General features: G+C 44.1%; 15 protein-coding genes. 8 read left to right on the forward strand and 7 right to left on the reverse strand.

The features are described 5' to 3' along the window. Window positions 1–115 precede the first annotated feature (115 nt). From R8G66_33940 to R8G66_33970, 7 genes are all read right to left on the reverse strand, one after another. Complete coding sequence (locus R8G66_33940; GenBank protein MDW3197429.1) at window positions 116–556, reverse strand: hypothetical protein; 441 nt, start codon at window positions 554–556, stop codon at window positions 116–118. A 37-nt stretch (window positions 557–593) separates the two neighbouring features. Next, window positions 594–2,657 (reverse strand): OmpA family protein, encoded by a 2,064-nt coding sequence (locus tag R8G66_33945; protein MDW3197430.1) that lies wholly within the window; start codon window positions 2,655–2,657, stop codon window positions 594–596. A gap of 16 nt (window positions 2,658–2,673) precedes the next feature. Then, entirely contained in the window at window positions 2,674–3,405 is a 732-nt protein-coding gene (locus R8G66_33950) for an OmpA family protein (GenBank protein ID MDW3197431.1), read from the reverse strand. An 83-nt stretch (window positions 3,406–3,488) separates the two neighbouring features. Further along, complete coding sequence (locus tag R8G66_33955; protein ID MDW3197432.1) at window positions 3,489–4,778, reverse strand: peptidoglycan DD-metalloendopeptidase family protein; 1,290 nt, start codon at window positions 4,776–4,778, stop codon at window positions 3,489–3,491. 5 nt (window positions 4,779–4,783) lie between these two features. Beyond that, a complete protein-coding gene (locus R8G66_33960) occupies window positions 4,784–6,802 on the reverse strand; it encodes a cytochrome c biogenesis protein CcdA (protein MDW3197433.1) in 2,019 nt (672 codons plus the stop codon). 70 nt (window positions 6,803–6,872) lie between these two features. Then, the gene (locus R8G66_33965) at window positions 6,873–8,246 is read right to left on the reverse strand and encodes a dipeptidase (GenBank protein ID MDW3197434.1); all 1,374 of its coding nucleotides are present in this window, start codon (window positions 8,244–8,246) and stop codon (window positions 6,873–6,875) included. Between the two features lie 89 nt (window positions 8,247–8,335). Beyond that, window positions 8,336–9,073: a TrmH family RNA methyltransferase gene (locus R8G66_33970; GenBank protein ID MDW3197435.1), complete on the reverse strand. Its 738-nt coding sequence runs from the start codon at window positions 9,071–9,073 to the stop codon at window positions 8,336–8,338. Window positions 9,074–9,161: 88 nt separating this feature from the next. Here R8G66_33970 and R8G66_33975 point away from each other — a divergent pair, with 88 nt between their 5' ends. The 8 genes from R8G66_33975 to R8G66_34010 all read left to right on the forward strand — a co-directional run bounded on the left by R8G66_33975 (window position 9,162) and on the right by R8G66_34010 (window position 19,199). Then, complete coding sequence (locus R8G66_33975) at window positions 9,162–10,079, forward strand: hypothetical protein (GenBank protein MDW3197436.1); 918 nt, start codon at window positions 9,162–9,164, stop codon at window positions 10,077–10,079. Then, window positions 10,076–10,819 (forward strand): class I SAM-dependent methyltransferase, encoded by a 744-nt coding sequence (locus tag R8G66_33980; protein ID MDW3197437.1) that lies wholly within the window; start codon window positions 10,076–10,078, stop codon window positions 10,817–10,819. The genes R8G66_33975 and R8G66_33980 overlap by 4 nt, the downstream gene beginning before the upstream one ends. Before the next feature lie 4 nt (window positions 10,820–10,823). Continuing rightward, on the forward strand, window positions 10,824–11,498 hold the full coding sequence (locus R8G66_33985) for an alkylmercury lyase family protein (GenBank protein MDW3197438.1): 675 nt from the start codon (window positions 10,824–10,826) through the stop codon (window positions 11,496–11,498). A 123-nt stretch (window positions 11,499–11,621) separates the two neighbouring features. Further along, window positions 11,622–12,167, forward strand: coding sequence for an RNA polymerase sigma factor (locus R8G66_33990; GenBank protein ID MDW3197439.1), 546 nt, complete (start codon window positions 11,622–11,624; stop codon window positions 12,165–12,167). Further along, a complete protein-coding gene (locus tag R8G66_33995) occupies window positions 12,164–12,889 on the forward strand; it encodes a hypothetical protein (GenBank protein ID MDW3197440.1) in 726 nt (241 codons plus the stop codon). The genes R8G66_33990 and R8G66_33995 overlap by 4 nt, the downstream gene beginning before the upstream one ends. Window positions 12,890–13,026: 137 nt before the next feature. Next, complete coding sequence (locus R8G66_34000) at window positions 13,027–14,157, forward strand: hypothetical protein (protein MDW3197441.1); 1,131 nt, start codon at window positions 13,027–13,029, stop codon at window positions 14,155–14,157. A 3-nt stretch (window positions 14,158–14,160) separates the two neighbouring features. After that, entirely contained in the window at window positions 14,161–15,582 is a 1,422-nt protein-coding gene (locus R8G66_34005) for a cell division protein ZapB (GenBank protein MDW3197442.1), read from the forward strand. 77 nt (window positions 15,583–15,659) lie between these two features. Further along, complete coding sequence (locus R8G66_34010) at window positions 15,660–19,199, forward strand: RHS repeat domain-containing protein (GenBank protein ID MDW3197443.1); 3,540 nt, start codon at window positions 15,660–15,662, stop codon at window positions 19,197–19,199. Window positions 19,200–19,205: the final 6 nt, after the last annotated feature.

The following is a 19,205-nucleotide window of genomic DNA, read 5'->3' on the forward strand; positions in this document are numbered from 1 at the left end:
TAAAATGATGCTATCCGGCTCGGAATTACCAGAGGCGTATCTCCCTACAAAATAAGTGAAAATAATAGCGTTGGCTATTGACTTCACATTTAATTAACACGTCTCATGAGTCGTCTTAGCGTGTCAGTGTGACGAAAATATCTTCCAAAAAGACCATTTCCACTCTCGTGGAATCCTGAGATTTGATCTCATACGTGATACCAGGGGTGTTGTCTTCATTGATCAATGACAAAGTATCCCCGGAAAGTGCCCATCGTGACTGATTGGAGAGGGTATCGTGGCTGAAAAGGCAGCCCGGATAACCGTAAAGTGTAACCGAAATGCTATCTGTAGAAAAATCGAAAACACCATCCATCGTCAATTGGGCGTCGCTCACATCAGGAAAAGCTTCCTGTGTGGTATGCCACCTGGCTTCCCACGCTCCCAAAAATGCGGCACGTGGATCTGTTACTACTAGTTGCTCTTCTTCAACAGGCTGTTCTTGTGTAGTTGACTGGCATGCAATCAATACCAGGACCAATACTGCCCAAAGGCCTTTATTAAATAGCTGATTCATCCGAAAATTACATTGATCGTTCCTGAGAACGTCGCTTTTAATTAGCTTCCAGGATCTTAAATTCAACACGTCGGTTGTTGGCACGACCTTCCTCCGTTTCGTTTGTATCGATCGGATTAGATTCGCCGTATCCTTTGTATTCCATTCTTCCTTCCGCGATGCCATTCTGGATCAGATAGTTGTACACGGCTTTTGCACGACGTTCAGAAAGTTTCTGATTGTACTCTCCCGGTCCTTTCCAATCTGTGTGACCAGAAATTTCGATGCGCTTGATGCGATCTTCCTGCATGTACCCTAAGAGTTTGTCCAGTTCAGGATAGGAAGCTGTTTTTAGAATGTCTTTATCAAACTCGAAGAAGATATTTTTCAAAACAATAGGCTCGCCAACGATGATCGGTGAAAGCTTTAAATCGACCGTAATGGTGTCCGATTTATCAATGTCATTGAGGTCAATATTTTCACTTTGAGGGATAAATCCATCCTTCTCAGCAGCGAAACCAAATCGAGCGCCAGGGCGTAAAGAGAACGAATATGCTCCCTGATCGTCGGCATCCACCGAGCCTATGGCTACGCCATCGGGTAATCGTTTCACAACAACTGGTGTTGCAGGTAATGCTTCTCCGGTCTTGCTGTTGGTCACAGTTCCCATGATCGTAACGATTACAGGAACTTCCTCTTCTTCGAGGTGTTCTACGGAAGCATAAATTGGATCTTCCGGATCTACAAAGAATTCCTCAACCGTAAAACGGAATATATCTGTATCATCATCTACTTTACCCCGGGTGAAGTAGAGGTGTTTTCCTGACGAAGGGATGCTGAAATATTCATCATCCAGGTCAGTATTGATACCGGAACCCATGTTTTCAGGAGTGGACCAATTCAACCAGGTATCATCCAATCGACGTGTAACATAAATATCCAAACCGCCATAACCAGAATGTCCTCCGGAGGAGAAATACAAGGTCTTCCCATCCTTAGCCAGGAAAGGAGAGGCCTCTTCTGAGATAGTGTTCAAGACACCACCCAGATTTTTGGGTTCCGTCCATTTGACTTTAGATTCTTTGAATGAAATGTAAAGATCTCTTCCACCATAGCTGTCATCACGTTCCAATGCCTGGATCAGTGCTTCGCCATCGGGCGTAAGAAAAAAGTCTGCTTTTGGGGAATAGTTGTATTCATTCTCAACTTCCAGAGATACAGGTTTTTGGTATTCCCCATCTTTATAAGTCGACATAGATGTACCTGTGTACATCCGTCCTTTTTTACCATATTTATTTCCCAGTATCAATACTTCCTCTCCATCTATTACAGAGATAGAACTGATGAAATTAGGTCCCACAGTATTCAAAGGAGGTCCTACGTTTTTGGCGGGGAGCCACTGACCTGATTCCTCGTCCAATTCAGAAACCCAGATATCTTCCTGATCATCGGCGCCACCAACATTGTCTGGGTGATACCTGCGGCTGAAGTAAAGTTTCTTGCCATCAGGCGAAATGATTGGGCTGTGCTCAATGTACTGGCTATTGACATTTTCACCGAGATTTTCAGCCTTTACATTTCTGTTGATTCCTGAGGCTATATCAATCAGGACATTGATTGGAATGTTTGAAGCAGAGATACCAACGGCATCAATACTATTGTAACCAGGCGTTGCAGCTCCATCTAGTTCTACTCGAATGGCCTGTATCTTGTAAGGAGTTTCCTCAAAGAATAAGTTTAGCAAACGCTGTTCGATTGGCAATGCCCTTGCAGGTAATTCGAACAACACGTATTCATTGTAATCTTCATCATAAGCGATCACCCTGGTTACTGAACCTGGATTTTCAGATTCTGCAATGGCTACCTGTTTTGCCACGATAGGCTCATCAAATGCCACGGTGATAAATTCGGGCTTATCTTCCCTTTTAGGGCGCCAGGCATTGGGATCATCTCCGCCTCGTGGAAGGACATTAGGTTTATGTAAGGCTTGCAAAGCAGAATATTCCAGAGGTCCAAACTCGCTTGAAACGTCCAGTACTTCCGCTCCCCACACCACAGTTTCCTGAGCGATTGAGGCGACTCCCAGTAGAAATCCCAGACAAAAAATGAGGTATTTTCTCATGTTATTCAATATCAAATTATCGTGCGACTACCCTTACTTCCACTCTACGATTGGCTCTTTTTGCCGCATCCGTTCTCTCGGTCGATAGCGGCTGTGTACCTCCAAAAGCTTTGGTCAGTACCCTTGCTTTCTTAATTCCTTTTTTTCGAATGTATTCCTTTACTGACTCTACTCGAGCTTGAGACAGTCTCATATTGGCATCAGGATTTCCGGAAATATCTGTATGCCCTTCTAGTTGAACAATATAGCTGGGTCGTGCTTTGAGCCATGCAGCAAATTCATCTAATGCGGAATAAGAACTTCGTTGAATTACTTCACTACCGCTGGAAAATATCAGGTTCTGAAGTACAAAAATTTCTTCTTCGACTGGTTCCGGTTCAGGAGTTGGCTCAGGTTCAGCTTGGGCAATTGGTGAAACATAGAAATTGATGCTCATGGATTCATCTCCTCCGGTATCACTCACCTTGATTCCCTTACTCAGGGTTTCAAATCCATCCTTACGGATGGTAATGTTGTACTCAAGCCCATCGACCAGATAAAACTCAAAAGCGCCGGAAGCACTGCTGGATACCATACCCATGTCGTCATAGTACGGCAGTTTTTCATATAAAATGGGCACCTGAAGCTCAGAACTGTCTTCAGCGCTAAGGGCATTTCCGTATACTTTAACGTACTGTTCTTGTCCAGTCGCTGAAAGCATAACAAGTGTCAGAAGGCACAGGATCGAGAATTTTCTTGCGAAGGGCATGATAAGCAGATGATTAACAGACTAAATAACGCCAAAATTGTGAAATACGCCAAATCAATTAGCATTATTTAAAGAACTCTTCATTATTCATTAGTATTAACGGACTCAGCAATGCCCGCTACGAGCTCTTTTTTTGTGGTCCATTCAAGGAGATCTAGTCGGTGCAGCATGACGTTTTTCGCATGCAAAAAGTTCGCTAAATGTTTGGTGATGATAGGCTCCGTGGGGGGTAGGTCGACTTTTAGTGCGTCCACCTGGCGTCCATTTTTCCAGAACCTAAAGCAGAGATGGGGTCCTCTGGCTAATCCGGTACTACCTACGAATCCAATGGTTTGGCCTTGTTTGACACGTTGCCCCGGTTTGATGCCGCGGGCAATTTTAGACATGTGGAGGTATTGTGTCGTGTAATTGCTGTTGTGTTTGATTTTCACAAAGTTACCATTGTATTTGCCATATCTGGCTTCTAATACAACACCATCTCCAACCGTGCGGATCGGTGTTCCTACAGGGGCTGCATAATCAGTTCCCAAATGGGCTTTGTATCTCTTTTGAACCGGATGGAATCTTCTGGGCGAATAGCGAGAACTGATCCGAGTGAAATTCAATGGCGCTCTTAAAAAAGTTTTCCTGAGACTGTTACCTTCCTCATCGAAATAATCACTCTGGCCTTTTTGATCGTAGTAAATGGCATAATACTCCTTATCAAAGTGCTTGAAGTAAGCACCTTTTACTTTACCGATGCCGACAATTTTATCTCCGATGCGTTCTTCTTCGTAGATCACTTTGAATTTGTCACCTTTTGGGATTCGGAAGAAATCTACCTGCCAGGCAAATACATCGACCAACTTGTTGACCAGAATAGGAGAGCTGCCTGCATCTACGATGGTTTGATACACTGATGAGGTGACCTCTCCGGCAATTTCTCGCTCCACTGTTTTCACTTCAAAATCAACCTTGTCTACATAGATAGAATCAGCCAGGTTGAACACGACGTAAGATCGATTGTCGGGTTCGAAGATCATTTGTCGCGCAGTATTAAGAGAATCCCCTTCTGAGATAATGGTGTACTTGTATCCGGCTTTGAACCTACGGACATCATATACTCCTTCGGCTTTATTGGCCAATTCAAAGATCTGTCGGTGATGAATGTTGTAGTCCGAAAGGATGTCCGAAATACTTTCGTTCCACTTCACTTTTTTCTCAGTGACCTGAAAGGAATCGACAGGAAATCCATAAAGTAGCGTAGGGTCCGTCACTACAGCCGTTGTATCAACGGCTGTGATCGGTACCTCATTTGGGATCGTGTCCTGATGGCAGGCATTCAGTAAAAAAATCAGGAAAGCGAATGCTGCTAATCTTGGCAGGTATGGCATTTAATCTATTTGGTAAATCCTGAGAATAAGGCACCCGGTTTTTTCGGTGCATTGTTCCCTTCGTCCAGAAACGCCACAAAATTACTCACATTAAGGTCGTAAGCTTTGGGTCCGGCCAATAATTCGCCATTTCCGTCAAGGATTACATAAAAAGGTTGTGCATTGTTGTTGAAACGCGTGATCTGGAAGTCCATGTTTTGCTTACCAATGCTCTTTTTGACTTTGTTGTCAAATTCAGAAGTATACCATTCTGACTCTGGGAGTTCCTTTCTATCATCCACATAGAGCGCTGCCATGATAAAATTCTCCCTTAAACGTTTTAAGACAGCCGGATCCGACCAGACACGCTGCTCCATTTCCCGGCAATTGACACAACCATGCCCCGTGAAGTCAATGAACAAGGGTTTCCCTTGAGACCTGGCACATGCCAAAGCTTGCTCATAATCGAAATAACCTTCAAGACCATGTGGGAGGTGCAGAAAGTCACCAAACTTCGGGTCATCGCAAATAGCCGTTCTTTCATCACTGCTGATGCCGCCTTCTTCTCTGATCACATTTCTGACTTCTGCCACGATATCATAATCGTGAGTAGTCATCGGTGGTAAGTAACCCGCCATGGCATTCAGAGGTGCACCCACCATGCCCGGAATCAGATAGGCCACAAAGGAAAAAGTCACAATGGCCATCATGAGTCGTGGGACGGAAACGGTCTCCATTTTATCATCGCCTTTGAGGCGAAGCTTACCTAGAAAATAAAAACCTAATAAGGCAAAGATCACGATCCAAATTGCCAGGTACACTTCCCGGTCAAGGATACGCCAGTGATAAGCCTGATCAGCGATGCTTAGAAATTTGAAGGCAAGTGCTAATTCTAAAAATCCAAGGACCACTTTTACAGAATTCAACCATCCACCGGAATTAGGTAATGAATTGAGCCATCCGGGGAACAGCGCAAAAAGCGTAAATGGAATGGCAAATGCCGCTGAAAAGGCAACCATGCCCAGGATCGGTTTTAACACCAATCCTCCTGCGGATTCAACCAGTATACTGCCGACCAATGGGCCCGTACAGGAAAAGGAAACGAGTACTAGAGTCAAGGCCATAAAGAATATACCGGCCGTTCCTCCTTTGTCTCCCATGGCATCTACTTTATTGACCAACCCGTGAGGTAAAGTGATTTCGAACAATCCGAAAAAGGAGAGTGCAAATACCACAAATACAATAAAGAAAATCACGTTAGGTAGCCATCCAGTGGCCAGATCATTGGCCGTTTCCGGTCCCATAAATGGGGCAAGAACAGCACCTATCAGGGTGTAGATCGCAATGATGAAAAAACCATAGAGCAGGCTTTTTTGAATCCCACCTTTTTTCTTGTTATCGCCTCTGCCAGTGAAAAAAGTCACCGTCATGGGAATCATCGGGAACACGCAGGGTGTCAATAAGGCTGTCAATCCTGCAAGAAACGCGATCATCATGAAAGAAAGCAGAGAATAAGGATCGGTCGTATCTCGTTGTGTCAAAAAACTACCGGAACTTCCTTCCGAACCTTCTGCCTTGGCACTGGTTCCTTTAAATTCAAATTCATCCTCAAAAGGAATGCACTTGCCATCTATGTCAGAACAAACCTGATAAATACGTAGGCCTTTGATCACGAAATCATCTTTCAGGATTTTGACCTTTTGTTTGAAGCTTCCTTCCTTCTTAAAATACGTGTATTCACCCTCCCACAAGCTGTCATATTTCTTGCTCGGGTTTTGAGGCACAATCCCACCTACCAATTCGTACGTGTCGTTGGCCTCAAATTGGAATTCGGTGACCATGGGCCCCAGGTCAGGATCGAAATCCGAAGAATACAGGTACCAGTTCTGGTCAATTTTCGCTTTGAAAATGAGCTCAGCTTCCTCACCCGCACTGGGGCTAGAAGGAGCGATCTGGTCTTGCCACTTGGCTGGGATCAGTACTTGAGCAATGGCCATCGAGACCAATGTCAAACTTAAAATCAAGAAAGAGAAAATCCTTTGCATATGCGTCACTGGGTAACCTGTTACTTCGATCTACAGTAAACGGCACTCGAAAGTTCCGGTTGTGGTGAGTTTACGACTTTTGGGACAGTTCAAGGAAGTGACCGTAAAACTGCGTGATGGTCTCTATGCCCTTGTAAAAATTGAACAACCCATAATGCTCATTAGGGGAGTGGATGGCATCCGAATCCAGTCCAAAACCCATCAGAATACTATCGATACCCAATTCATTTTTGAACAGGGCCACAATCGGAATACTGCCCCCTTCTCTGGTAGGGATTGGTTTTTTACCCCAAACTTCTTCGAATGCCGCGCTGGCCGCCTGGTAAGCAATAGAAGTTGTAGACGTGACCACAGGCTCTCCTCCATGATGGGGAGTTACTTTGATACTCACCGATTTAGGGGCTGCCTTAGTCAGGTACGCTTCGAGTAATTGCGTGATTTTATCGCTATTCTGGTTCGGGACCAGTCTCGTAGAAAGTTTAGCGTAGGCTTTGGAAGGCAATACGGTTTTTGCTCCTTCTCCAATGTAACCACCCCAAATGCCATTGACATCCAATGTGGGACGTACACCCGTTCTTTCGATGGTGGTGTAACCTGTTTCTCCTGCTTCTTCCCCAATGTCTAATGCCGCTTTATAGGCCTCCAGATCAAAAGGTCGGTCACCAAGATCGGCCCTTTCTTCGTCAGTGAGCTCTACTACATCATCGTAGAAACCAGGAATGGTAATGCGACCGTACTCGTCTTTCATATCAGCAATGAGTTTTGCCAACTCGTTGATGGGGTTAGCCACTGCACCGCCATAGGTTCCGGAGTGCAAGTCCCGGTTCGGGCCGGTCACTTCTATTTCGATGTAGCTCATGCCACGAATTCCGGTCGTCAGGGACGGGGTATCGTTAGAGATCATGCTGGTGTCGGAGATCAAAATGACATCCGCTTTCAGCAACTCCTCTTGTTCTTTTACAAAATCATTCAGGTAGCCTGAACCACTTTCTTCCTCGCCTTCAATCAGGAATTTCACATTACAGGGCAACGAATCAGTCTGGATTAAAGCCTCAATGGCTTTCACATGCATGTACATCTGCCCTTTGTCGTCACAGGCACCACGTGCATAGATCTTATCGTCTTTGATGGTAGGTTCGAATGGTGGGGTGTCCCACAATTCATAAGGGTCGGCGGGCTGCACGTCGTAATGTCCATAAACCAAAACCGTAGGCAGGGAAGGATCAATGGTTTTTTCTCCGTAAACGATTGGGTATCGACCGTCAGAGAATAATTGTACGTTCTCCACACCAGCATCCAGCAACCTGTCTTTCACAAAGTCAGCGGCTTTATTCACGTCATCCGCAAATTTGGAGTCGGTGCTTACGGATGGAATCCTCAAGAGTTCAAAGAGTTCTTCTAATTGTCTCGATTGATGGGTTTTTAAGTATTCTGTTGCGTGCATCGGACAAAAATAGTTGGATCAATGATTATAGCTGAGTTTGCAGCGGACAAATGAGAGCACAGGCGATCTAAATGTTAGAAAATAGCCTGCTATTTGTCGCTTTTCTTCACTTTCCTCAGGTACCGCAGCAGCGAAAGCACCAACCTGGTGTCCGGCTCGTTCATCAGCGCGATCTTATCCATGATCCTTCGGAATAAGCCAGGTTGTTGTTCCTGCATTTTCAAATGGCTAAGTAATTCACTGGATTGCTCCTTGACGGCCCGTGATACTTCTCCCTTGTTGCTATCCACTTCGACAACCTTATTAGCTTGATCTGTATGCTTCAACAATTCGTAGGCATAGATCATCACACTATGTGAAAGATTGATGGATGGATAGGTCGTCTTCATGGGAATAGTAGAAAGCACATCGCAGCGATTTTCCTCTTCCTTGCTCAAACCATTGCTTTCCGACCCGAATACCAGTGCTACTTTCAACAAGATCCCCGACTTTTCTTTTAGGAAATTTGGAAGCTGATCACTCAGAACCACCTCATAGCGCAGTTTTCTGGGCTTGCCGGTGGTACCAATCACCAGATCCATGTCCATCACGGCAGCATCAAGCGTGTCGTGTGTTTCGATCTTATTTAGCAGATCATGCGCTTCATAGGCAGTATTACGTGCTCCTTGTAGGGTATGGGCATCTGATCCTACGATACGCAAATGAGACTGGCCCATGTTTTTCAGGGAGCGACAGACGAATCCTACATTTTCAGGTACTGCTGGTTTGACCAGGATGAAATAGATTTCCAATAGTATATTGATGATCGTTCTATGGACAAAGTTCATTTTTTGAGTTGATATCTCCGAACTTTATTGAAAATCTGAAATCCATGTGTGCTGAAATTCTTTTAATATCGTAATCAATTTATCTGTCATGCATACTCGATTTTTTGGCATTATCCTATTGATCTACTGTTCACAGCTTGCTTTTGGCCAGGGAATGGGTCAATTGCTATTGGATGAAAACTACGATCGGTGCCAGGATCATGAGTTCGGTGGTTGGAAAACCATAAGCATTCAATTTGAAGAAGATGGTGAAGTCAAAGTTTCATCCGATGATTATGTGATCAAACCACAATTTGCCAATCAGGAAACCTACAAGACCGAATTGCAACGGATTTCGGATGCTGACATGTCAGTGATGGCGAGACTGGATGCCAGGGCTCAGATGTATGACAATGCCGAAGCAGTGGCTACTGGTAGATATATCATAGAAGATGAACTCCTGAAGATTAAACTAGGCGACGATGAGATGCTTGGTACCGCTGAATTGACCTGTGAAATTGATGGTAGGTATTTGAAGTGTGGGACACTGAATTTCGTATTGGCGAGCACGGATGTGATCATGGACCGGGACGTATTGAAAATTTCTAATGTTTTATATGAAGATCTGACCTTCAGTGCAGCACCCACCGATCGCTGGATACTACAAATAGAAAATGGCAATCAAGCCCTGGAAAACGGAGACGATTTTTTGTTGGAAAATTTATATAGTCCTGGGCAATTTTTAGGACATGGACGTGATGGTCAATTCGGTTTGTTTCCAATGGATGAAATGGGCATCAATTACGATTTTAAGTTCTATGATACCTATGGTCAAGGTCCTATAGATGCCTTGGAAGACCTTAAATTCAAACCTTCCTACTTTTTCGGAGACTACAGTTACATCATTGGAGTAGATCAGGAAACAGATAATGCCCGGATCAGCAAGCAATTTGAACCGCAGGAAAACTTATGGTATGTTGAAGGTGCGATGTGTGACATTGTGGATGAATTAGTAAAACGCAAATGAAAGCAGCCAAGGACCTGTTCAGCAAGCAATCTTCCGCCTATAAGAAATACCGCCCCACCTATCCAGACGAACTCTACGATTTGATTCTGGAACATACTCCCGGCAGATCAGCCAGTTGGGATGTCGGTTGCGGTAATGGGCAGGTTGCAGCATATTTGGCCAACCATTTCGATGAAGTTCAAGCCACAGACGTAAGTGAAAACCAGATTTCGCTTGCCGTTCGAAAGCCTAATATTCAATATTCCGTAGGTAGAGCTGAAAAAACGAATTTCAAGGATCAATCTATTGACCTGATCACAGTCGGGCAAGCGATCCATTGGTTTGATCATGAAGCATTCAATGAGGAAGTCAAACGGGTATTAAAACCAGGAGGCACATTGGCATTTTGGTGCTATGAATTGTCTCAAACATCTCCGGAAATCGATACAGTGATTTGGGAATTTTATACGGATAAAATTGGCTCCTACTGGGCTCCCGAAAGACGGCACATCGATGAGCATTACTCCACCATTCCGTTTCCTTTTGAAGAGGTTAGGTTACCCGACACTTCATTGACCATGAAAGTCCAGTGGTCTCTGGATGCCATGGAAGGGTATCTCAACTCCTGGTCCTCTGTACAGAAATACATACAGGAACATCATGTTAACCCTGTTGGTCCTGTGACTGAGCAACTTGCTCCTTTATGGAAGGGAACGATGGACGTTGTATTCCCACTTCAGTTAAAAATCGGCAAAGTTTAAATCGATGAATACTTCGGAGCTACATTACTTTCTCATTCGTCACATCATTGAACATGGTTTTGCCCCGGAACTCGAGATTATTGCTACACATTTTAAGGTGGGCCAGAATGATGCCATCGCTGCCTTGAAGGAATTACAGGAAATTCATGGCGTAGTACTCCATCCACATGCCCCTAAAGTCTGGGTGATCCACCCATTTTCATTGGCACCAACCAATTTTTTTCTTCAGTCCGAACGTCAAAAGTGGTGGAGCAATTGCGCCTGGTGTTCGTTAGGTGCCGCTGCATTAATAAATGAAGACCTGACAATCCAAACCACCTTAGGTTCAGAGGATGAAATACTGAAAATTTCCGTGAAGGATGGAAAGATCGAAGATGACCCGGTGGTGCATTTTCCTATTCCCATGAAAAATGCCTGGGACAATGTGATCTATACCTGTAGCACCATGTTGTTCTTTCGGAACAAACAACAAGTGGATGAGTGGTGTACACAACACCAAATGCCCAAAGGCGATGTACAGCCCATCAGCAAGATCTGGCCGTTTGCGCGAAAATGGTACGGTAATCACCTTGATCCTGAATGGAGAAAGTGGTCGGTCGAGGAAGCCAAGTCCATTTTTAAGGAATTTGAGTTGACACATCCGGTTTGGCAGATGGAAGGTACTGCTGAACGATTTTAAAGCTGAAAACCAGATTGATCCGGGCAGAAAAACGCCATATAGAACTGCTGCAAGTAAGGAATACAAAGAGGAGAAATACTATTTTTGTGATCCATTGATAGGTACCAAGGAAGCGAAACAGAATTGATAGAAGCATTCAAAACAGGGGATAAACAGGTTATCCAGGAATTATACGATCAACTGTTTCCTGCTTTGAAACAATGGTTGAAGCAAAATTCAGGATCTGAGGAAGATGCTGAGGATGTATTTCAGGAAGCCATGGTTGCGGTGTACCGGAAAATTCAGGATCCCGAGTTCCATCTGAATCACGAATTAACCACCTATATTTTTGCGATTGCAAAAAAACTTTGGTTGCAGAAACTTAGAAGACAAGGAGTTCATGCGAAATATGAGCAGTTCCTCTCGACTCAACCTGAGGTGGAGGATTTGGAAGAAGTGATCGAAGAACAAGAAACTTTGGAACTTTATCGGTACTACTTCAACAAACTGGATGAAGCCTGTAAAAAACTCTTAACTTTCGTTTTTCGAGGGAAAACTATGGCGGAAATAAAGGAGTACTTCGGGTTCAATAATGAAGCACATGCTCGAAAGAAAAAATTTCGATGCAAAAACGAACTGATAAACATGATCAGTAAGGACAGACGATACCTGGAACTGAAAAAACAGTGAAGGAATCGCAGGAACATATCGACCTACTCATTGAAAACTACTTGTTAGGGAACCTCTCTGCGGAAGAAGAAAGAGACTTTTTGGCGCAGGTCAAAAATGATCCCGAACTTCAAGAAAGACTACAACATCACCAGCGGATACAGCAAGTGGTGGATGAAGACCCTATGATCACCGCTTTTGAAAAAGTGGTAGGTGAAGTCATGAGGGACAATCGTCAACCTTCATTTACAGTCTACTGGCGAATAGCGGCTTTTGTTGTCATTGCGGTTGGTTTATCAGTATTCGCCATTAACTATTTCACTTCCCCAGACTTATCCCCACAGCAATTAGCTCAAGCATATTTTGAGCCCCTGTCAGATGCCATGACATCCAGAGATGAAGGAGATAGCCTTGCTTCCAGGGCAATGACCTATTACAATCAAGGTAATTTTAAAGCCGCTATACCCATCCTGGAACAATTGGTGGTAGCTAAAGAACCCTTTGCCGAACTGTATTTAGCAGTGGCTTACATGGGAGTGGAAGACTATGCGGCAGCACGAACGATCTGGGGAAAGTTGTCTGCTGAAGATCCGGTTTATCCCAATACCATTCTTTGGTTCGCCGCATTGACTGACCTGGCGCTGGATGATATTGATAATGCCCGAATAAAGATCAAGACACTAGCTGAAGGCAATTCCTCCTTTAAAAAAGAAGCATCCGCACTACTGGAGCAACTGGATTAACTGAATGCCTCAACTGAGTGCATTTTTTCTACTTAATCCTATTTGAAGTTGACACGCATTTAGATGTCTTGATAAAAGAATTGAATTTTTTTGGAACGTTTGCCTAATCAAAACAACAGACTACAAAATAATTCAAAATGAAAAGAACAATAGGAGTCAGAACAATCGCGTTTTTGTGTTTTGTGTACTTCCTTGATTTGAATGTACACGGTCAAGACACACATACGGGCAGTGCAACCATAGGGAGGGATGATACGCATTCATCCGCTTTGAATCTCAGAAATGCCAATGGGTTTTGGCATTTTTCCGGCCCCAGATCCTTTGAGAACGGAAATAACCTAAGTATCATGTACAACAATGGTACCGGATATGTGAGAAAATGGTCGTTGCTGGAAAATGGAAACCTGGGCATCGGAGGGATCACCGATCCACAATCAAAACTTGAAGTAAGGGGAGATTTCAGAACTTCCTTCTCTAGTAGTAGATACTTACAGTTGAACACATCTACTGATGGGAATGCTTATCTCAATTATGCGGGTGGGAATTCAACCTCCAGAATAGGCTTTCAAATAGATGGAGCCAGTAAGTTCTCTATATTAAATAATGGATTTGTAGGAATCGGCACAACGAACCCAGTGGAAGAACTGACCATACATCACAACGACCCTACTGTAGCCCTTAGCAGAAATGATGTGAATTCTATTGGTAGGTTGTCAACTGCTCCAAACATCATTGGCATCAGTGAGAACCTGACTGTCGATTACAGTATTGGTTTTCTATTGGATGATCCAAACAATCCCGGATGGTCCGTGAAATTAGATGCGGGTACTGCAAGTCACAATGATTCTTTTGAAGTTTGGCGATTCCCTTCAGGGAGTTCCCCTCAACAGTTTTCAGATGATGTGGTCAAATTCAAAATTGATCGTGATGGCAATGTAGGAATAGGAACTACAACCCCCACGGAAAAACTTTCTGTCAATGGCACCATTCGCTCCAAAGAAATCATCTGCGAGGTAGCTCCCTGGCCGGATTATGTATTCGAACCTGAATACCAGCTTCAACCCCTTTCAGAACTCAAAACATACATCGAAGAAGAAGGCCACTTACCCGGTATTCCATCTGCGCAAGAAGTGGAAGCAAATGGGGTAACACTAGCCAAAATGAACGCCTTGCTTTTGGAGAAAATCGAGGAATTGACCTTACATGTCATTCAGCTTCAGGAACAGAATCAACGACAAGACGAACTCTTACAAAAACTAAATCAATAGAAAATGAAAAGATACTGGATGATTGGCCTGCTCATCATGATCATGAGTAGTGTCCAAGGACAAGACATTGTATATGGTAATTACAGCGGTGCTTTTAGCCATAGAGCTAGCACCCCTGATGGATATATTGATTTTGGCCCCAGAGATGCTAACTGGGCCCATATTTTCACAGATCGATCAAAGTTTTTATTTAATCAGCCGGTTTATTCAAGCTTAGGTGTATTCAGTTCATTAGGCAACAATAACCTGCAGTTACAAACGGACGGATCTACTAAGATGACTATTCTAGAGAGTAATGGTTATGTAGGACTTGGAACCTCGACACCCTCTCAAAGACTTGAAGTCAGAGGTCATGCCTTGATCAGCCACAACTTATTGCTGGAAGGTACTGATCTAAGATTAGGGTTGAATAATGCCCGAGACGCAGGATCAAAGACACTTCAAAGGGCCATGGTGCACAACACCTCAGACCGACTATTTCTAAACTACGATGGCGATTTCGAAGGAGGTATTGTAGTCCAGGGACCAAAAACCATTATTGATGGCGCAGTAGGCGTAGGGACTTCCACCCCTCAAGGTAAAATGGAAATCAGGGGAACCACGACTCTCGGGCAGAAATACACACCGGAAAATGCCTTCTTAAATATTTCAAGTGGTTCGATCGGATTGCTCATTGACAGCAATGAGATTTATGGGAACGATGCTTTGTTTCTGGGTTCATCCTATTCGAAAGATATTGTTTTCCGAAATGTCGATGGTAATGGATTCCAAGACCTTGTTTGGATCAAACCTAGTGGAAACTTTGGGGTGGGTACATCCAATCCTCAGGCCAAAGTAGAGATTGATTACAACCTAGGGGCGTCTCCTTCAAGCTCGACTGGATTGATTGTAAGAAATCGCGCCCAGGGTAATGGAGGGCAAGCGGAAATTAAATTGATTCCTGCAGTAGCTGAAAACCACTGGAGTATTTCCGCAAACGATGAAAGCAACTTGTTTCGCCTTTACTCAGGATCAATCGCCAGGTTTACAATTGATGGAACTTCCGGAAATGTCGGAATAGGCACTGCTGACCCAACCCAAAAGCTCTCGGTTAATGGCACCATCCGCTCTAAAGAGATCATCTGCGAAGTAGCTCCGTGGCCGGATTATGTGTTCGAAGAAGGATATGACCTGAAGTCGCTTTCTGAGATCGAAACATTTATCAAAGAAGAAGGTCATCTCCCAAATATTCCTTCTGCAGAAGAAGTACAAACGGAGGGAGTAGCACTGGCTGAAATGAATGCTTTGTTGCTCGAAAAGATCGAGGAATTGACTTTGCATGTCATTCAGCTCAATGCTGATAAACAAGACTTGAACAAAGAGCTGAAACAGATGCAAGACAACTACTCAGACCTTTCAACAAGGATTCAAGCACTGGAAGAATGAAAGAATTCCAGCTTGCTGTCTACAGGATCGTAGGTCTCAGAAATCTAACATGATATAAAAATAACTTCAAGAGTCATATGAATTTATTCAAATACGGACTTAAAATAGGCTTGCTCATCTGGGCGGTTCAGTCATACGCACAGGAGAGTTTGAAGCCATCGGGTGATGTGGTGCCCCCCTCACCCACGGTGGCCGCCCTCAATCAATACGTTGATGTGCCGGTCAGTCATTACACAGGTGTTCCTGAAATAGGAGTACCGATATTCACCATTCCAATGCAACAGTTTTCGGTGCCCATTTCCCTGAGTTACCACGCTTCAGGACTAAAGGTGGCCGATCATGCTTCCTGGGTTGGAGCAGGATGGAGTCTCAACGCCGGAGGAAGTGTCAGTCGGGTGATACGGGGCCTCCCGGATGAGTATGCTTTGGGCGAGGAAAGAGGCTTTTTTCACAACGCTCAGTACTTTAATTCAGAAGGGAATTTTTTGTACAATGTACTGAATTGCGAAACCAGTGCTGTTGAGGGAAATACCCCTGGTATTGTAGAAGATATTGCTTCCGGTAAGAAAGATTTGGAACCAGATGTTTTCTATCTGTCAGCGCCGGGTTTGTCCGCCAAGTTTGTATTCAACCAGGACCGTGAGCCCGTTCTTCTCAGTGCAAGTGATCTTGATATCGGACATCCTTTTACGGCCGCGGCCAACGGACAGGCCAACTACCCTGTTGTAGGGGACTTCTCATGGACCATAACTGCGCCAAATGGACTGGTTTATGAGTTTACTGCTGCTGAATATACCTCTACCCTTACGAAATGCCAGCCGAATGGTACTGAGGAAGTCGGTGTGGTGGAGCGACAGAACGCGTGGTATCTGACAAAGATGAGCTACGGGTCAGAATACGTAAATTTTAGTTACGAGAATGAGACGCAGGTGTATGAATCACTTTACTCGCAATCTGAGCAATTTCAGATCTACAGCTTTTCGACGATACGTTCAAATAACTATTCACCACAAAATAGTTTCTGTACCACTGAAAGTACGGTGAAGGCAAAAAGATTGGCAAGCATCGAATCTTCCAATGGATATTTGATTGAATTTGGGGTAGACACATTGGACCGTAATGATTTGAATGGGAGCAAAGCCCTTGAAACCATCACCATTAAAAAGAACGGGGAGAAGATTGGACGTTACGAGCTCAATCACAGCTATTTTGCCCAGCAGAAGTTGAAATTGGATGGTATTGATCAGGTTGCCCTTGATAGTTCCGGCAACAAAATACACCTCAAGCAGTTTGAATATTTCTCACCGGTTCAGGTACCTTCTCTGAATTCTACGGCACAGGATTTTTACGGGTATTTCAACGGAAAAATTTCGAATCAAAACCTCGTGCCTGATTGGAGAGACGAAGCTTATCACTTCAATCCAAACGGCGCAGACCGATCCATTGACTTAGAAAAGACGAAAGTTGGTACTTTAAGCAAGATCATACATCCGACAGGAGGCTATACAAGTTTCGATTACGAGCTACACGATGTAGCACATCCGAATTTTAGAGAGACACAGACTTTGCAACTTTATGTTTCGGAAGGAAGCGAAGAGAATCCTCAAACGGGGATTTCTGAGAACTTCATTGTCCAAAACGAAGCTTCTCTTTCCCTACTTATGTCTTCAGAAGAACCGGATGTGGAAGGAAAGAATTCTGGGTTTTATGTAGAGAAGTTGATCAACAATGATTGGGTCATTCAAACCCTTGAAAAAGCTGAAAGTACGCTTCCTGTTCCACTACTAGGTATTGATCTTTCAGCAACCAACCGTTTTTTGTTGCCTGCAGGAACTTATCGCATCAGGGCGGTTTCCTACGGATTTCCTGTTGATTTAAAGGTGGTAGTGGATGAATACCGGGCGATGGATTTTGCCCAAATTGGTGGACTAAGAGTACGAGAGATCACCAGCTATGACCCCATATCCGATCAGTATCTGCATGATATGTATGAATATACCATCGGTGATACTACACGGAAGAAATCCAGTGGTGTCGTATTTACCTTGCCTCATTTCGGTGCTTACCTGAGCGAGCATTTCAGGTTGGATTTGACTGATTATTTTGATGAAAATCCTCCTGATCTTGGGGATGGGTCGGGTTCAGGTGGTATTCAGCCTTACGTAGGAGATGATACGCTTAGCATTACTTCAGTTATATGGATCAAGGGAGATAACAATAGTTGGTCCTATGAAATTGATACAAGAGATGTTACCAGGGAGGATTTTCCACCCCTTGACCAAGACAATCCTTTCGATTACAACTTTCATTGGGGGAATGCCGACCTGGCGGATCCTTGTGAGATCAATGCCATGTCGCTTTACATCAACATCAATTCCTCTCCGGCGATTCCTATAGCGACGATGAGTGGTGGCCATGTCGGGTATACGAAGGTGAAGCACTATAAAATCAGAAATGAAGACAAGGACAGTGGGTTATTCAATCCAGCGCCACCTGATTGGACCAAAAATGCGGCCATTGGAAATGACAAGAAGATGAATGGCATGGTCGAGTACGGTTTCGTCAACGAGATGCCAGTCCAGCCAGAGGAGGAGCCGTTTGTACCTGCCCTGGACTTGACTTTTAAGAATGGGAAAACCGATTCTGTTAAAACTTTTGAATTGGTAGGAGGAGAATTGCTTCTGAAGCGATTACAAGTCAATCATTATCAGGACGCGCCGATCGATAGAGATCTTTTTATCACTGCGCTCAAGACCCTAAAAGTGGTACATCGAGATTGTAGTGATTGTGCGGAGACGGATTATAAGTCTAATTATTATTACTACAATACCAATTGGAATTATCTGGACCGGACAACTAGTTTTATATACGAAGATGATGGTACAATCTCCTCAGAGGTTCAGTACCAATACGATTCGGATGATCATCATTTCCAAACCGGAACAGAAACAACCAATAGTGAAGGAGAAGTGATCTCATCTTCTATGATACGTCTTGCTGACCGGCCTGCACTCATCCAGCAGCAAGTAACCAAGGTAGATGGCGAGCAAGTTTCTGGAGAGCGATTGACGTATCAGGGTAACCGCCCTCTATCCTACGCTGCCTGGAATCGTGATCCATCAGAGGTGCCTGCTGAAGTGGTTACTCTTGACCCACATTACCCGGTTGAACTTACCAATTCCTATGATGGAGATTATCTTATCACTGAAATCAGATCGTTTCCAAGTAATACCGCCAATGATTCTGAGGAGATACGGAACACCTTTTTATGGGGCTACAATGGTCTCGATCTGGTGGCGTCTCTGGTCAATGTTTCCGAGACCGAACTATCAGAACACTTGTCGGCGCTAGGGGTAAACCGTGGATGGTTCAAGGATCTGAATAATCGAGGTAATTATTTGACTAAACTTCTTGCCTTGCAGGCTCGATTAACGCAGCATCAGCAGTTGAAGATCTTCATTCATGAGCAGCCTTTCGGTCCTACCACCGTAATCGACGAAACGGGCTACCGGACACATTTCGAATATGATGCGTTTGGTCGCTTATTTACTGTCCGCGATCAGGATCAGAATGTCCTGAAGATCCACAAGTACAAATACATCAATCAAAACTTCTAATCGCTA

It is taken from the genome of Cytophagales bacterium, assembly GCA_033344775.1.
Lineage (GTDB): Bacteria > Bacteroidota > Bacteroidia > Cytophagales > Cyclobacteriaceae > JAWPMT01.

What these genes read in the sequence shown, in the direction of transcription:
- R8G66_33940 (MDW3197429.1), bottom strand. Translation starts at nt 556, where the DNA reads ATGAATCAGCTATTTAATAAAGGCCTTTGGGCAGTATTGGTCCTGGTA.
- R8G66_33945 (MDW3197430.1), bottom strand. Translation starts at nt 2,657, where the DNA reads ATGAGAAAATACCTCATTTTTTGTCTGGGATTTCTACTGGGAGTCGCC.
- R8G66_33950 (MDW3197431.1), bottom strand. Translation starts at nt 3,405, where the DNA reads ATGCCCTTCGCAAGAAAATTCTCGATCCTGTGCCTTCTGACACTTGTT.
- R8G66_33955 (MDW3197432.1), bottom strand. Translation starts at nt 4,778, where the DNA reads ATGCCATACCTGCCAAGATTAGCAGCATTCGCTTTCCTGATTTTTTTA.
- R8G66_33960 (MDW3197433.1), bottom strand. Translation starts at nt 6,802, where the DNA reads ATGCAAAGGATTTTCTCTTTCTTGATTTTAAGTTTGACATTGGTCTCG.
- R8G66_33965 (MDW3197434.1), bottom strand. Translation starts at nt 8,246, where the DNA reads ATGCACGCAACAGAATACTTAAAAACCCATCAATCGAGACAATTAGAA.
- R8G66_33970 (MDW3197435.1), bottom strand. Translation starts at nt 9,073, where the DNA reads ATGAACTTTGTCCATAGAACGATCATCAATATACTATTGGAAATCTAT.
- R8G66_33975 (MDW3197436.1), top strand. Translation starts at nt 9,162, where the DNA reads ATGCATACTCGATTTTTTGGCATTATCCTATTGATCTACTGTTCACAG.
- R8G66_33980 (MDW3197437.1), top strand. Translation starts at nt 10,076, where the DNA reads ATGAAAGCAGCCAAGGACCTGTTCAGCAAGCAATCTTCCGCCTATAAG.
- R8G66_33985 (MDW3197438.1), top strand. Translation starts at nt 10,824, where the DNA reads ATGAATACTTCGGAGCTACATTACTTTCTCATTCGTCACATCATTGAA.
- R8G66_34000 (MDW3197441.1), top strand. Translation starts at nt 13,027, where the DNA reads ATGAAAAGAACAATAGGAGTCAGAACAATCGCGTTTTTGTGTTTTGTG.
- R8G66_34005 (MDW3197442.1), top strand. Translation starts at nt 14,161, where the DNA reads ATGAAAAGATACTGGATGATTGGCCTGCTCATCATGATCATGAGTAGT.
- R8G66_34010 (MDW3197443.1), top strand. Translation starts at nt 15,660, where the DNA reads ATGAATTTATTCAAATACGGACTTAAAATAGGCTTGCTCATCTGGGCG.